This window comes from Pseudomonas fluorescens (assembly GCF_030344995.1).
Taxonomy (GTDB): Bacteria; Pseudomonadota; Gammaproteobacteria; order Pseudomonadales; family Pseudomonadaceae; genus Aquipseudomonas; species Aquipseudomonas fluorescens_BF.
The window spans coordinates 2458838-2473279 of the sequence record NZ_CP128260.1 but is presented as its reverse complement, the minus strand read 5'-3'; the positions used below and the strand labels follow the sequence as shown (position 1 = coordinate 2473279).

12 protein-coding genes, 1 tRNA gene and 1 pseudogene are annotated in these 14442 nt (G+C 57.5%); 3 read left to right on the top strand and 11 right to left on the bottom strand.

The window, feature by feature from the left end; all coding sequences use genetic code 11:
* Window positions 1-357 precede the first annotated feature (357 nt).
* Window positions 358-996, bottom strand: a complete 639-nt coding sequence (locus QR290_RS11170; RefSeq protein WP_289204903.1) for a hypothetical protein — start codon at window positions 994-996, stop codon at window positions 358-360.
* Window positions 987-2723 (bottom strand): patatin-like phospholipase family protein, encoded by a 1737-nt coding sequence (locus QR290_RS11165; protein WP_289204902.1) that lies wholly within the window; start codon window positions 2721-2723, stop codon window positions 987-989. Before QR290_RS11165 ends, QR290_RS11170 begins: the two co-directional genes overlap by 10 nt.
* 564 nt (window positions 2724-3287) lie before the next feature.
* Between QR290_RS11165 and QR290_RS11160 the strand changes: the two are divergent.
* Window positions 3288-3623: pseudogene (locus tag QR290_RS11160) on the top strand (endonuclease); the annotation flags it as partial.
* 54 nt (window positions 3624-3677) lie between these two features.
* Here the strand turns inward: QR290_RS11160 and QR290_RS11155 are convergent.
* Both QR290_RS11155 and QR290_RS11150 read right to left on the bottom strand, forming a co-directional pair.
* Entirely contained in the window at window positions 3678-4580 is a 903-nt protein-coding gene (locus QR290_RS11155) for a siderophore-interacting protein (RefSeq protein WP_289204901.1), read from the bottom strand.
* A gap of 87 nt (window positions 4581-4667) precedes the next feature.
* On the bottom strand, window positions 4668-5033 hold the full coding sequence (locus QR290_RS11150; RefSeq protein ID WP_115077221.1) for an SPOR domain-containing protein: 366 nt from the start codon (window positions 5031-5033) through the stop codon (window positions 4668-4670).
* 251 nt (window positions 5034-5284) lie between these two features.
* On the opposite strand from QR290_RS11150, the gene csrA reads away from it, so the two are divergent.
* A complete protein-coding gene (gene csrA, locus QR290_RS11145; RefSeq protein WP_003179932.1) occupies window positions 5285-5479 on the top strand; it encodes a carbon storage regulator CsrA in 195 nt (64 codons plus the stop codon).
* A gap of 207 nt (window positions 5480-5686) precedes the next feature.
* Here csrA and QR290_RS11140 read toward each other — a convergent pair whose 3' ends face one another.
* The 3 genes from QR290_RS11140 to QR290_RS11130 form a co-directional block, all read right to left on the bottom strand.
* On the bottom strand, window positions 5687-6142 hold the full coding sequence (locus tag QR290_RS11140) for a DUF2214 family protein (RefSeq protein ID WP_289204900.1): 456 nt from the start codon (window positions 6140-6142) through the stop codon (window positions 5687-5689).
* A 305-nt stretch (window positions 6143-6447) separates the two neighbouring features.
* On the bottom strand, window positions 6448-6936 hold the full coding sequence (locus QR290_RS11135; protein WP_115077219.1) for a GNAT family N-acetyltransferase: 489 nt from the start codon (window positions 6934-6936) through the stop codon (window positions 6448-6450).
* 141 nt (window positions 6937-7077) lie between these two features.
* Window positions 7078-7154: transfer RNA gene (locus QR290_RS11130), tRNA-Val, on the bottom strand.
* 184 nt (window positions 7155-7338) lie between these two features.
* On the opposite strand from QR290_RS11130, the gene QR290_RS11125 reads away from it, so the two are divergent.
* Window positions 7339-8622, top strand: coding sequence for an NAD(P)/FAD-dependent oxidoreductase (locus tag QR290_RS11125; protein WP_074687695.1), 1284 nt, complete (start codon window positions 7339-7341; stop codon window positions 8620-8622).
* A gap of 52 nt (window positions 8623-8674) precedes the next feature.
* Here the strand turns inward: QR290_RS11125 and QR290_RS11120 are convergent, their stop codons facing one another.
* Genes QR290_RS11120 through QR290_RS11105 form a run of 4 tightly spaced genes read right to left on the bottom strand, consistent with a single transcriptional unit; the run spans window position 8675 to window position 14250 of the window.
* Window positions 8675-9646: an XdhC family protein gene (locus tag QR290_RS11120; protein ID WP_289204899.1), complete on the bottom strand. Its 972-nt coding sequence runs from the start codon at window positions 9644-9646 to the stop codon at window positions 8675-8677.
* A gap of 2 nt (window positions 9647-9648) precedes the next feature.
* Window positions 9649-10884 (bottom strand): c-type cytochrome, encoded by a 1236-nt coding sequence (locus tag QR290_RS11115; RefSeq protein WP_289204898.1) that lies wholly within the window; start codon window positions 10882-10884, stop codon window positions 9649-9651.
* 2 nt (window positions 10885-10886) lie between these two features.
* Window positions 10887-11426: a (2Fe-2S)-binding protein gene (locus QR290_RS11110; protein WP_007956473.1), complete on the bottom strand. Its 540-nt coding sequence runs from the start codon at window positions 11424-11426 to the stop codon at window positions 10887-10889.
* On the bottom strand, window positions 11419-14250 hold the full coding sequence (locus QR290_RS11105) for a xanthine dehydrogenase family protein molybdopterin-binding subunit (protein ID WP_289204897.1): 2832 nt from the start codon (window positions 14248-14250) through the stop codon (window positions 11419-11421). Before QR290_RS11105 ends, QR290_RS11110 begins: the two co-directional genes overlap by 8 nt.
* Window positions 14251-14442 lie beyond the last annotated feature (192 nt).

Below are 14442 nucleotides of genomic sequence, written 5' to 3'. Positions count from 1 at the left end.
CGTAGGAGAAGTGGCTCGCCTCGGCAGGTTAATGCGGCAATGTCGCATCCGTTGCAGCCTTGCAGAGGCCGACACCATTCCCGAAAACATGGGATTGGTAGTGATGCAGTAGTCGGAGCATATACGTAAAGGATGGCCACCAGCCAGTACTCGGGACGCGTGTATTGGGTTGGGACTGATATAGGAATCGCATGGACACTGGTGGGGATTCGGGGCTGGTGGGTGTCCATTCAACCCGAAAAAAATGGACTTTGAACCACACGCTTAGGGCCAATGTTTACAGGGGTTACGACCTTGACTCACCGGGGGTGAGCCTAAGCTTGGCAGCTACCAGCATCCTTAGCGTGCGACAGGCCATCATGTGTCGAACGACTTATCATCGCGATGTGGCTTTGCGCTCGGCAACTCGGTTTGGCGAGAGCTGTCCCGGTCATTCGCATCAGCCCCATCCGCCTCGTCAATACGGCCTACAGCGTCAGCCTGATCCAGCTCCTTGATGAAAGGCAAGCCAAGGAGCTCGCTGCTACTACCTGCAGCTTTTTTAGCATCGAGAGAAGGACTAGTAGACGTCCCAGACAAGTATGTAGACGTGTCAGCCAAATATTTCGAAAGGTCAACGTCTGAGGAAGAGCCTAGAGAAAAGGAACCCGACGAAGAAAGGTCGGAGATGCTCAACTCTTCGTCATGCTGCTGGTTATCGTATTCCAGTGCCCAGCGAGAGTAATCAGTGTGGTAACCGTCATAGGGAATGGCCGCCAGATCGCGGAGATGCCCTTCGTACTCCTGATGGTAGGAGTGCTCTGAATTCAGGAGTTCATCAGATCTGAGGGCAGTCAATCCCTTAAAAAAGGCTCGCCGCTTCATGGCCGCTCCGATGATTGAGGATACCTTCTTGACCCGCTGCGCATGCCCGACCGGTTTCAGGTAGTCAGACTGACGACTAGCCGAATCAAACTCCTCGACATCGCCATTACCATAATCAATAGCTATAAGCATGAGTTTGTCCCTTGTACGAAATCAGCAATGCCATCACCATGATTGTAGGCATTGACGAGATCTCCGGCGCAAGCGCTCAAATCCTTCAAATGCTCTCGAAGCAATGAGTTGTGATCAAAGATCAGAAAGTCGAGCTCAATCATAATCACGCAGGGCTTGGCGAAAGCTCCCGACACAATGTTTACAGGGCGCAATGGAACACAGATAACCCACTGAGCACTCAGCGAGTTGGCCCTGAAGATCCTTTCAGAAGGGTCGACTTTCGAGATACGCACAGCTCCTTCTTTCCAGGCAACGCCACCTGGATGGCTCGCAGTGATTACGCTGCCGAAACCTGCGTCGCGCTGGTAACCAGCGGTTGACACCAAAGAGAGCAGCTGGGGTGTGTGGTCGCGTTTAGCGAGAATCGCGACCCGCACCTTCCCTGTCAGAGAATCTTCGTGATGGAGGATGCCTTTAAAACTCTCCATTAACTTCGTTAAGTCCAGGAGAATTGCCTGCGCTGCAGACCTGAGCGCCTTTGGCGCATCTACTAACTCAGTGGATAGCTGAGCCAACGTCACCTGTTTCGCCTGTAATGCTGCGAGGTAGACAGAGTGAAAGTCTTTATCGAAATCGAGCATGCCCCAGTTTGTTTTGAGTGGGATCTTGGCAAGACGGCCCACCGCCCGGGTATCTATCTCTGCGGTGCCGTTCACGATTGTGTTGATGATGGATGAAGACCAGTGTTTGGACTCAGCGTTAGGGGTCACAATGCTTAAGGCGATGGTGGGAATCTCAGGGCTAATAAGCCGCTCTTCGTCAAAAGGCCAGGCTGGAAGATTAGAGACGAAACCGCCATCCAAAAAATGGTGAGTGACCGTCTTCTTTTTTCCAGCTCTTTGAAAAGAGATTTTCCAAGGCTTGAAAATTACGGGCAGGCAGATAGAGGCGGCGACTGCGTCAGCCACCGCCACATCTGGGGTAGTCTTTACGCTGAAAACCTCGACGCTCTCAGCAGACGTGTTGGTCGCTATGATCTTGAGCGGAATCTTCTTCGCCTTTTTCAAATCCGAAAAAGTTACGTCCCGAGGAGGCTCTCCGTTCGATGGAAGAGCCCAGCCGAGCTTGTTCATCAAGGCGGCATTCACAAAATCTCGCACATGATCAAGGGTTGTAAGGCCATCTGAGATTTTTTTGACTAGCAACCCCAGCAATATCGCCACTACCAAATTCAGAGGCAGTCCCAGCCATACGCTATAGGCAATAGCCAAATAACTGAGGTATGCGTATCCAAAAATCAGACCAGCTCCACTGAGATAAATCAGTTTAAGACGTTGCGCTATGGGCAACCACCTGATCAATCGCAGCCAGCCCCACCCAACTCCAGAGAATAGGTCGGTAGGTTTCTTGGCCTTTGTGCCCGCAGGCATCCTGTTGAAAAGATGCTTGGGTTCAGAAAGATCAGCATCAAGGAGATCGTTACCGGTATAACCTGCCGCGATCAACGCCGCTACGATCGAACCAGCAGAAGTTCCAGCAACGCCTTTCACATCAAGATTTAACTCATTGATCGCGGTAAGAGCGCCTACGTGAACAACTCCGCGAGCGCCACCACCTTGCAGCGCAAGGAAGATTGGCCGCTTTTTGACGGGCTGAACTTGGACACCCTCTCCTTGCTGCTTGGCTTTCTTCTTAGGCTTGGCCTTCAGATCCAGTTCGAAGTTAGTGGGTGTCAAATTGGACATTGAGTACTGTCTCTATTGTCTCGGCCAAAGGAGTGGCACCGTAACATCAAAGCGCTCTAAATCGACGCCTCGCGAGGAAAAAAAGCTTCTCCGCTGTACGCTCGAAAAGGCATCTTGGTATTCAAATTATCTGAAATGGCTACGTGGAGCGGGTCTTAGCCACGCAAGGGGGTACCGTGCTTCTTGGTGCTCAAAAGACAGCACTCAACTGCGAATAAGTTTGTATTGGCAGGTTGGTTTTGCGGCAGAAGGAGACAAAAAAAGGTGGGAGATTAGCTCAGGAACTGGGGCGATTGGCCGCAAGTCCTGCCAAGCCAAAGTCGAGGAAGGGAACTGAAATACAATGATTCTCTTTGAATGTGGCTGTCACTACACACGATGCGAACGCGGCAAAACGCTGTACAACCATACCGTTCGTCGGGAAAAGCTCTAGCCTTGTTAGCCTCCTAAAATGTCAACGTTGACAGGGATTCGCAAAATTAAAAGAAGATACAAAACGCTCATATACCATTGTTTTATATGGTTTATTTAGTTTTAAGCCTCAAATGTCAATGCAGGGTCTGATCGGATAATGATGTGAATGGTGACCGCAGCAATTTCAGCTACGGCTGGCTGCCGGTCGAAAAAGGTCAGTACGGCTCCTGCCTGACCCAGGTCGACTTCAAGGCGAAAAAGGTCATGCCCCGCCCTTCGATCCGCGGCATGATCGCCCGCACCTACTTTTACATGAGCAAACAATACGGCTTGCGCTTGTCGAAGCAGGATCGGCAACTGTACGAAGCCTGGAACAAGACTTACCCGGTGCAAGACTGGGAGCGCCAGCGGAACCAGACCGTGGCGTGCGTGATGGGACGCGGCAACGAATTTGTCGGCCCGGTGAACCTGAAAGCCTGCAGTTGACTGTTTGATCAAAAGAAAAGGCCTTGAGCGATAAACTCAAGGCCTTTTTTGTGCTCAACTGCCGGACTTGTTGTAACGCCAGTAACCCATCAGATTGAGCGATTCACGAGGGATGCCGCGCTCCTTGATCAGGTATTTGCGCAGGCTCATGACCGCAGCGGACTCTCCGGCGATCCAGCCATAGAATCCCTCGCTGGCCGTATCGGCGATCTCCCAAAGAATCTCTTCTTCGATGTCGACATCCGCCAGTTCGACTGCTTGTCCAACCGATGATGCATCGACGGGCAATGTCGCCTGCCGCACGGCTTCCACCATCAACGTGCCGGCGGCTGCATGATCGCGGATCAGCCATTGCACCGAAAGCCCGGGCCAGTCAGGAACTGCCAACATGTCTTCACGACTGTCGACTTCAAAAAACGCCAGGGTCTGCGGTGGTTCAGCCAGAGTCGCCAGCTCCTCCAGAATTCCGATGGCGGCCGGCAACGCTGTGGCGTCGGCAACGAGCAGAAGTTGCTTGAGCGTTCGCGGAGGCTTCCATTCAAATCCCCCCGCCTCTTGCGCCGAAAACCGGCTATCGGGAGCCAGAATCTGCATCGACTCGCCAGGCTGCGCTCGCAATGCCCAACGGGAGGCCGGACCGGTCTCGCCGTGCAGGACAAAATCGATATCGACTTCGCCCGACTCGGCGCGCAAGTGGCGGATGGTGTAGGTGCGCATCGCCGGGCGACGATCAACCAGCATCGAGCGGAAACGGGCGTACCACCCCTCGCCCTGAGAAAGCCTGGCGGGTGAACCGTCTGCAGCCGGAAAAAACAGTTTCACTCGCTGATCCGGCGCCCAGGTTGCCATCTCGGTGACCGTGGGACTTGCGAGCGTGATCCGCATGAGATGCGGGCTCAACTGCTGCTTGTGACGCAAAACAACGTCGAACAACTTGTAAGGATTGGCGGAGGCCATGCGGAGCTCCTTCTGGGTATCTTCAGTGATTGCTTTAAAAACGAATCACGTGGGACACCCTTTAGTCAGCTCCGCCGAATGGATCGCTTATTGCGCGGCCGTGCGCTCAAGCACCAGCGTCTCGATGTTCTGCTTCTTCGCCTTGATCAGCGCTGCATTTACATCCGCCTGACGCGCCTCGGCGTCAGCCTTCGAATTGAAAGGGCCGAGGAGAATCCGGGTCTTGCCGCTGGCGTCCTTGATGACACTGGCCACAAAGCCATGCTCGATCAGCCAGCCGCTGAGGTCGCTGACGGCTTGAGGTGTTTCACCGCGCACTTCCAGATCCCACTGCGGGCCCACCGCAGCAGGCGCTGTTACCACCGCCGGTTTCGGCTTTTGCGCATCCACACTCTTGCCTTCGCCACATCCTGCCAATGCCAGTGCCGCGACTATCCAGACCAATTTGCGCACAACGCTTCCCTCTGAATTCTCAAAGCGGCGATCTTAACATTCGAGAATACTTTCCGAGCCCCGCAAATTGCGGCATAAAACTACGAGATTGATGCCGACAGCCCCTGTATAGTTACGCGCTGGGAATTAATGCCGCTGCTGCGCGTCAGAAAGAGGCACCCAAACTGTAAGACTTCGCACTAATCTATACGTACCACCGACCTCTGCACTGTCTGAATCAGGTGCCCTACAAAGCAATCAAGGAGAAGACCATGCTGATACTCACCCGCAAAGTCGGTGAAAGCATAAACATTGGTGATGACATCACGATCACCATTCTCGGCGTCAGCGGCCAGCAAGTTCGAATCGGCATCAATGCTCCGAAGAACGTTGCAGTGCATCGGGAAGAGATCTACCAGCGCATCCAGGCTGGCCTGACCGCACCGGACAAGCCACAAACGCCCTGAGCCCTATCGTAGTCAGTAGCCAGTTCGTTTGCCTGCGCGCAATGACTGGCTAAAGATTCAAGCGCCGTATTGCCATTCCCCCACCTATTTGGTGACGGCGCGTGCCACGCCCCTTCCTGCCTCAACCCCTCTCGCAACCGATACTAACCGTCATTCAACGGGCTGGCTGTCGGACATTTCCGAATAGCGTCTGGGAATCTCGCCCGCTTAGCCGAATGTAACGCCACGCGCCATCCCGGTAGCCGCCACGACCATCAATATCAACAGCAGCGCTTCGGCATGACTGATCCGCGCGAATACCTTTGCACGCCCAGTGTCAGGGGCAGCGCCGCGCGCCTTGGCCACACGCCACTTGATCAGGGTGATCATTGGCACAAGCTCCAGAAGCAGAATCAGCACAAACAACGTCATCTTCAGATGGAACAGCGGCTGGTGCAGGTAGTAGTTGGTTCCCTTTTCATAACCGCCAAAAGCCCGCATGCCACCGGTGATGAGCAACACCAGCGCCGAAAGCCCCCATAGATTGTCGGCAAGTAATACGCGCCCCACCTCACCCGAACCGGACGCCAGCCGACTGAAAGCCGTCCCACGCGTCAACACCGCCCAGAAACCCAAGGCAAACGCCAGCAAATGAATCGCTGCAAGAAACCAGTGAACCAGCATCGATGAACTCCTGTCCGGCAGAGATGAAATCAGCCAGACAGTAGTAGTCGAAAAAATGTGGGCTTGCCTGTCACCCCTCCCGGAAACCAGAAACGGGTGAGACAAGTAAATCGGCAGAGGTGCGGGAAAGGCAAATCGCAGGCAAAAAAAATCCCAAGCAGCTGATGGAAGCTTGGGATTTAAAAATGCATAAACCGTGGTGGTGAACGCGGGGCGAATATTACTGATTTATTCGTCTTGTAACAACGTATTTTTGATAACCGGATGGTTAATAAAATCCGTAACCCCTTAAATATCCACACTATTTAAAAGGGCGATCGCGAAGCTCGGCGACGAATGGAGCAAAATCCCTCGCAGTCAATACGCGCCTGACTCAAGAATTTTACAAAAATAAGTTCAGGATCCCCCGGATCAAGGTTCTCCACCGTTCCGCTGCGCTGATACCCGAGACTGATCAGCAGCTCTCGCATCGGCGAGTTGGACCTATTGGTCGACGTGAAGATCTTTTCTGCACAAGCATGTTGCTCGAGACCGCTCACGATTTGTCGCCCCACGCCGGAGCGCCTGTTCGCACCGGAGACGACCACGAGAGGTATGAACCATTCACCGAAAAAGCTTCGATCCAGACATCCGTAGCCGAGGGGAGCGCTCATCTCGCAGACAACCCAGCACTCCCCCGCCCTAACGGCCCTCACGATGCACTCGCGACGGCAGCTATCTTTTTCAACGACTGGGTCAATCTTCAACAGGCTTTCAATATCGCCTGGACCGGCACGCCTGAATTGGCGACTCATGAATACACTCCTGCAAATGTGCCGGAGTGTAGCTGCGGTCAACGGAACCGAAATTTGCAAATGCTCTGAAATCGCAGACAACAAAAAAGGGCCCACCTTTCGGTGAGCCCTTCCAGACCGCCCAGCAGAGCGGATTTTGTTTGGTAGGCGCGATTGGACTCGAACCAACGACCCCCACCATGTCAAGGTGGTGCTCTAACCAACTGAGCTACGTGCCTGCTGTGAGGCGGCATTCTACGGAATTCCGGAGGGGTGTCAACACCTTTTTTTCACCTAACCCTATGAATATGCAAAATATTTAATTTCGGCCCGCCACAAGAAGATTTCCCGGTGGCTGGCGGAGGTTTTTCAACTGGGGTAGGATCGCTGCACTCGTAAAATATATTAAACAGAGGCTGCAGGATGGCGAACACCCCTTACCCAGAGTCTTATTACGCTGCGTCGGCCAACGCCGTACCACCACGCCCTGCCCTGCAGGATGACGTGGAGACGGACGTCTGTGTGATCGGTGCTGGTTATACGGGGCTTTCCTCGGCCCTGTTCCTGCTGGAGAACGGTTTTCGCGTGACCGTGCTGGAGGCCGCCAAAGTTGGCTTCGGCGCTTCGGGGCGCAATGGCGGGCAGATCGTCAACAGCTACAGCCGTGACATCGACGTGATCGAGCGCAGCGTTGGCCCGAAACAGGCGCAACTGCTCGGGCAGATGGCGTTCGAGGGCGGCCGGATCATTCGTGAGCGCGTCAGCAAATACAACATTCAGTGCGACCTTAAGGACGGTGGTGTATTCGCCGCCCTCACCGCCAAGCAAATGGGCCATCTGGAATCGCAGAAACGTTTGTGGGAACGCTTCGGCCATACCCAACTGGAACTGCTCGATCAGCGCCGCATCCGTGAAGTGGTGGCTTGCGATCAATACGTCGGTGGCATGCTCGACATGAGCGGCGGCCATATCCATCCTCTTAACCTGGCACTGGGCGAAGCTGCCGCCGTGGAATCCCTGGGCGGCACTATCTATGAACAGTCACCGGCCGTGCGCATTGAACGCGGCGCCAATCCGGTCGTGCACACACCGCAGGGCAAGGTCCGAGCCAAATTCATCATCGTTGCCGGCAACGCCTACCTCGGCAATCTGGTGCCAGAACTGGCGGCCAAATCGATGCCATGCGGCACTCAGGTCATCACCACCGAGCCACTGGGCGATGAGCTGGCGAAATCCCTGCTGCCGCAGGACTACTGCGTCGAAGACTGCAATTACCTGCTCGACTACTATCGCCTCACCGGCGACAAGCGTCTGATCTTCGGCGGCGGCGTGGTATATGGCGCACGCGATCCGGCGAACATCGAAGCGATCATCCGGCCGAAAATGCTCAAGGCCTTCCCGCAACTCAAGGACGTGAAGATCGACTACGCCTGGACCGGCAATTTCCTGCTGACCCTGTCGCGCCTGCCTCAGGTCGGACGCCTGGGCGACAACATCTATTACTCCCAGGGTTGCAGTGGCCATGGCGTGACCTACACGCACCTGGCCGGCAAGGTATTGGCCGAGGCACTGCGCGGACAAGCCGAGCGCTTCGATGCGTTTGCCGACCTGCCGCACTACCCGTTCCCCGGCGGGCAACTGCTGCGCACACCGTTTGCCGCGCTGGGCGCGTGGTACTACGGACTGCGCGACAAGCTCGGTTTCTGATGAGCGAAAAAAAGGGCCGCTGAATAGCGGCCCTTTTTATATCCAGCACGGGTTACAGCTGATCCCGTGCAATCCCGCTGCGAATCCGCAGGATATCCGCGAGCACTGCCAAAGCAATTTCTGCCGGCGTCTTGCTGCCCAGGTTAAGGCCGATCGGCGCATGAATCCGCGCCAACTCGCCCTCCCCCAGACCGCCAATCCGGCGCAAGCGCTCGAAGCGCTTTTGCGACGTCTGCTGCGAGCCCATCACACCAATGTAGAAAGCCTCGGTACGCACGGCCTCCATCATTGCGAGATCGTCGATGCGCGGATCGTGGGTCAACGCCACCACCGCCGTATCACGATGACACCCGCCATCGGCAATGAACACCGACGGCAATTGCCGCCGGATCTCCACGCCATTGAGCACCACGCCTTCCAGCACCTCATCGCGCGGGTCGCAGAGAATCACTTCGAAGCCGAGACCGACCGCGAATTCCGCACAGGCCTGCGCCACGCTGGAATACCCCGCCAGCAGCAAACGCTGGGCAGCCCCGATGCGAATCCGCACCCGGTCGATTTCACGCTCGATCCGCGCCCCTTGCTCGCGATCGGCAAACAGGCTGCGCGCGCCCGTGGCCAGATCGACCTCGCGAATCAACCGGCGCTGCCCCAGCAACGCCGATTCGAGTTCACGCAGGTGCGCCTGCACATCGCAGTCGGCGTCAAATTTCTCTACCAGCACATCGAGAATGCCGCCGCACGGCAGACTGACCCGCGAACGCGGATCGTCACCTTCGCCATAACGCACGACATTGATCGCATCGAGAAACGCACCTTCGGCGACGCGCTCGAGAAAGTCTTCTTCGACGCAACCACCGGATAGCGACCCGATCCACTGCCCGCCGTCGTTCACCGCCAGCAGCGAACCTGGCGCGCGAGGCGCCGAGCCGTAGGTGGTCAGGACGGTGCAGAGCCAGATGCGCTGCCCCTCCGTCGACCACTCCAGCGCCCGACGCACAACCTGCAGATCGAGATGCTGCATGATCAGTGCGCCTTGTGCTCGATGGACGGGGCGTCAGCCTGAAGCTTCTGCACGTCACCGACCGCCAACTCGGCCGACTGACCACCCCAGCCCTGACGCAGGTAGTTCAGCAGATCGGTCAGCTGTTCAGCACTGAGCTTGTCAGCAAAACCCGGCATCGGCTGCATGTGTTCGAACCCGGCGAATTTTTGCTCGCCGATACCATCCTCGATTACTCGCAACAGGTTGCGCGGGTCTTCCAGACGCAGCGTGGTGTTGCCGCGCATGGCCACTGCGATGTGCGGCTTGCCCTCGCCACCCGCCGCGTGACAGCCGGCGCAGACGTTCAGGTATTCCTGACGGCCGCGTTGAGCGCTGGCACTGAGTTTTTCCACCGGCACTTCCGCCAACTCTTTCGCCGCCGGAGGCTTGTCGCCCAGCAGGAAAGTCGCCATCGCCGCCAGATCCGGATCATTCAGGCCTTGAGTACTGTTGTGAAACACCGGGAACATCTCGTTGAACATCGTGCCCTGGGCGCTCATGCCGTGCTTGAGGAACGTGCTCAGGTCCTGATGATTCCAGCCGCGCGCTGCCAGATCAGTGGCGAGCAGGCTCGGTGCCAGATAGCCGTTGAGGATGCCGCCGGTCAGGCGTTTGTCCAACTGCATCGCGCCCGGCAGGCCGCGTGGCGTATGGCATTCGCCGCAATGGCCGAGCACTTCGACCATGTACTGGCCGCGCTTCCAGGCGTCGCTTTTGCCTTCGGCCGGCTCAAGCTTCAAGTCTTTGCCGTACATCATGTTCCAGCCGATCAAGCCCGGACGCACGTTGAACGGGAAGCTGAGACTCGTCACCGGCGCTGCACGCTCGATTGGCTCGATGGTTTTCAGATACGCGTGAATCGCATCCGAATCCGCACGCGGCATCAAGTGATACGAGGTGTAGGGCATCGCCGGATACAGGTTGGCGCCGTCACGACGCTTGCCTTCGGTGAGCGCGGCGAAGAACTCTTCATCGGTGTAGAGACCGATGCCGTGCTCCTTGCTTGGAGTGATGTTGGTGCCGTAGATAGTGCCAAACGGAGACACGATCGGCAGGCCACCGGCAAACGGTGCGCCGCCGGGCGCCGTGTGGCACGCCATGCAGTCGGCGGCACGGGCGAGGTATTCGCCGCGCTTGACCTGATCATCCGCGTGCGCCGCCAACACAGGCACAGCCAGCCCGACCGCCAGGGTCAGGCGGGTCAGTAATTGCTTCATGCTTAACCCTCCTTGACCAGGCCGAGATCGGTCAGCACGTTGCGGGTGGCGTTGTAGTAACGCACGTACCCGGTGCAGCGGCAGACGTGATGGCCGAGGCTGTCCTCGATGACTTGTTCCAGTTTGCTTTTGACGATCGGCTGGCGTTGCAGCTTTTCCACCAGCACGGTCGCGGCGTTGACAAAGCCCGGCGCGCAATAGCTGCACTGGAAGGCGAATTCGTCGACGAAACGCTGCTGGATCGGGTTCAGCTCGGTCACCTGGCCTTGCTCGTCACGCTTGGCGTGGCCTTCGATGGTGCGGACTTTCTTGCCCTCGAAGTAATGCGCGCCGGTGATGCAGGTGCGCACTTCTTCGCTGGTGCCGTCCGGGTTGTCGACGATCACCACGCAGGCGTGGCAGATGCCCTGGCCGCAGCCCAGGCGCGAACCGGTGAGGTTTTTGTATTCGTGCAGGTAATCGATCATCGGCAGGTCATCAGGGATGTCCACCGGGCCGACGGATTGACCGTTGAGGGTCAGTTGAAGCGGACGGTTAGCCATTGAGGGCCTCCTTGATGCGCGCAGCAGTGATTGGCAGATCGCGAACACGTTTACCGATGGCGTGGGCCACAGCGTTACCGATGGCACCGACCACCGGGATCATCACCACTTCGGCGATGCCTTTGGACGGGTCACTTGGGGACAGCGGCGGCAGGATTTCCGACGTCTGCTTCCACACCGCCACATGACGCGCCATCGGCAGGCGATAACGGTTGAAGTTCCAGTCACCCTCCCCCGGCCCGCCTTCGTACAGCGGCATCTCTTCCATCAAGGCGTGACCGATGCCCATGGCGATCCCGCCTTCGAGCTGGCCACGAACCAGTTCTTCGACCAGCACCCGGCCGCATTCCAGCCACGAGTGATGGTTGAGCACTTCGACTTCTGCCGAACCTTTGTTGACCTTCAACTCGACCAGCGTTGCCACCGGGCTGTAGTAGGTCACGGCGGCGTTGTTCAGTTGAACCACCGGATAGGCGATGTTCTGCCGGTCCAGCAGGTGGAAACCGGCGCTGGTCATCTGCACTTTCTTCGCTTTCGGGGCGCCGTCACCGTACTTCACCGCCAGACCGTCGAGCGGCAGACGCTCGCGCACGCCGTCGATGCTGTATTCGGCTTCTGCCCAGCTCCAGCGGTTGAAACCGTGAACCGTGGCGCCGGTGACCAGACCGCGCTCGTGAGCACGCTTGGCCAGCTCTTCGAAGGTCAGCGGCTGCATACCGTTGGCGGTCAGTTTGCCATCGACCCAATGCGCATCTTCGCGACGCACCACGTAAGGGTTGGCCTGGCCGCCGTACGGGCCCTGACGCCAGATCTCCAGCGCCGCCGGCCACAGACCGTGGTTGAACAGCACGCGCGCCGCTTCACGGGTAGCGTGGCTGAAGTAGTAGGCGGAGTTGGTCGCGGACGAGGCCGATGCCAGCTTGCCGACCCAGCGCGGATTGCGCAGGAAGTTGTCCTGCTCGGCCTGGCTCATGATGTAAGGATTGCCGGCGGTCACCAGCTGCATCTCATCCCACTCGGTTTCGCCGGTCTTCACGTCGTGAGCCGCGCTGCCGAGGAAGTCAGCCACCACCAACGCTTGCGAGGTGGACATGCCGGTGCCGATCTCGATGCCGATGTGACGCAGGGAAATGCGCCCGTCAGCGGTGAACTCGATACTGGCCATCGGCGCTTCGGAACCGGTGCCGAAGTCTTTCTGGCAAATGGCGAAACCCACGCCATACCAGTTGTCCGGGTCTGCTGCTTCGCGCTGTTTCTTGATCGCGTCGCGGTTTTTCCAGACTTCGTGCAGCGAAGCCTTGTCGAGAATCTCGTGCAGGCGCAACGCACCGGCCGGGATCGCGCCCTGGGTGTTTTTCATCCCCGAACGCAGTGCGTTCTTGCGACGCAGATCGATGGCATCGACACCAAGGCGATCGGCGATTTCGTCGACCATCATCTCGGTGGAGGCCATGCTCTGCAGCGTGCCGTAGCCGCGCATCGAACCCGCTTCAACGGCGCGGGAATGGTAAGCGGTGACCTGCAGGTCGTTCTGCGGCATGTAGTAGATCGACTGCGCCGCCGTGGCGCCAACGGCGGCCACCGACGGGCTGTAGTTGATCCGGCCACCACCGTCGACGCTCATCTCGGCACGGAAAATCTTGAAGCTGTGATCAGTCTTGTCCACTGCCAACTGGTAGCGGATGTCGAACGGGTGGCGCTTGATACCGCTCTGGAACTGCTCGTAACGGTCGTTGGCCAGGCGAATCGGCACACCTGCGCCGTACAACGCCGCCAGGGCCGCGTAGTAGACGAAAATGTTGTGGTCCTTGGAGCCGTAACCGACGGTGTAACCCGGGTGCATGTTCAGGTTGGCCAGGCCGAAACGCGACGGCGAAATCATCTTCGCGGTCTCGGTGGCGGTTTCCAGCGGGCACTGAGTGGCGACGACGAAATGCAGGGTTTTGGTGGCCGGGTCGTACCAGCCGTTGCCGTTGTCCGGCTCCATCGCGGCCGGCTCGATCGAAGGGGTTTTGTAGCGCTCGTCGAACACCAGCCAGTTGTCCGGCGGGGTATCGATCTCTTTCTTCATGCGGTCGGCGTAAAACAGGCCGCGCTCGGTCAGGTTGCCGTGCAGGTTCGGTTGGGAATTCCACACAGGACGACGGTTCTTCAGCATCGGGAACAGGATCGAGTCCTTCAGGCTGGCGAACTCATCCTCGTCCGCCGACGTCGGACCACCGACGCGCACGTAGCGGAAACTGCCATAGGGATCGCCTTCGTAGAACGGTACTTGCGCACCGTAACGAATCGCTTTGTCATTGAATTTGAGTTTGTTCTTGGCCTGACGGAAACGCTCGAAGTCGTTCCAGATCAGGATCGCGACCGGATGACCGATGAACATCGGCACTTTGCCTTCCGGCAGCAGAGGATCCGGTGCGTGCTCTTCAGGGAACACGATGCCGTCCTTGTCCAGGTCGGCGGCGGTAACGATACGATCAGGCTGCAGATCGGCGCCGAGCCACGACAGGTCGTAACCGTCGTAGATGCGGTCGGCCTTGATGGTTTTCAGCAACATGGCGTGGCCTTGCTGCTGGGGCCAGCCCGGCATGTCCTTGGAACGGATGTCGCGGGCAAACACCTTGCTGCCGCAGACCTTGGACAAGGCATCGTTACGCTGGCGCGCCTTGCCGTTGTTGCCGAGCCACTGCTCGGACGGCACGGTCACGCTGTTTTCCATCAAGGCAGCCAGCGCCTGACTGCTGAGCGGTGTGAGCGTAACGCTCACCCCCGCCACCAGCCCGCCCTGAAGGAACGAGCGCCGGGATATTTCACGGTTGGACATGGATCATCCTCTGGGCGGTTATGGATCCGCCCTTCTGGTTATCTACTGGGAATCTCGAGTCTTGCAGAAGCCCTTTTTGGCTAAACAAAGGGCGTGATGACAGTGCAAAGCTGACCGAAAGGTTAACTTTAAAGGTTTCTGAGCTCGCAGCAAACAACCAGTTACAAAAATTTGACCAAAGAATCAAAAATC

Coding starts and splice junctions, on each gene's coding strand:
- QR290_RS11170 (WP_289204903.1), bottom strand. CDS start 996: ATGCTTATAGCTATTGATTATGGTAATGGCGATGTCGAGGAGTTTGAT.
- QR290_RS11165 (WP_289204902.1), bottom strand. CDS start 2,723: ATGTCCAATTTGACACCCACTAACTTCGAACTGGATCTGAAGGCCAAG.
- QR290_RS11155 (WP_289204901.1), bottom strand. CDS start 4,580: ATGGCCTCCGCCAATCCTTACAAGTTGTTCGACGTTGTTTTGCGTCAC.
- csrA (WP_003179932.1), top strand. CDS start 5,285: ATGCTGATACTCACCCGCAAAGTCGGTGAAAGCATAAACATTGGTGAT.
- QR290_RS11140 (WP_289204900.1), bottom strand. CDS start 6,142: ATGCTGGTTCACTGGTTTCTTGCAGCGATTCATTTGCTGGCGTTTGCC.
- QR290_RS11135 (WP_115077219.1), bottom strand. CDS start 6,936: ATGAGTCGCCAATTCAGGCGTGCCGGTCCAGGCGATATTGAAAGCCTG.
- QR290_RS11125 (WP_074687695.1), top strand. CDS start 7,339: ATGGCGAACACCCCTTACCCAGAGTCTTATTACGCTGCGTCGGCCAAC.
- QR290_RS11120 (WP_289204899.1), bottom strand. CDS start 9,646: ATGCAGCATCTCGATCTGCAGGTTGTGCGTCGGGCGCTGGAGTGGTCG.
- QR290_RS11115 (WP_289204898.1), bottom strand. CDS start 10,884: ATGAAGCAATTACTGACCCGCCTGACCCTGGCGGTCGGGCTGGCTGTG.
- QR290_RS11110 (WP_007956473.1), bottom strand. CDS start 11,426: ATGGCTAACCGTCCGCTTCAACTGACCCTCAACGGTCAATCCGTCGGC.
- QR290_RS11105 (WP_289204897.1), bottom strand. CDS start 14,250: ATGTCCAACCGTGAAATATCCCGGCGCTCGTTCCTTCAGGGCGGGCTG.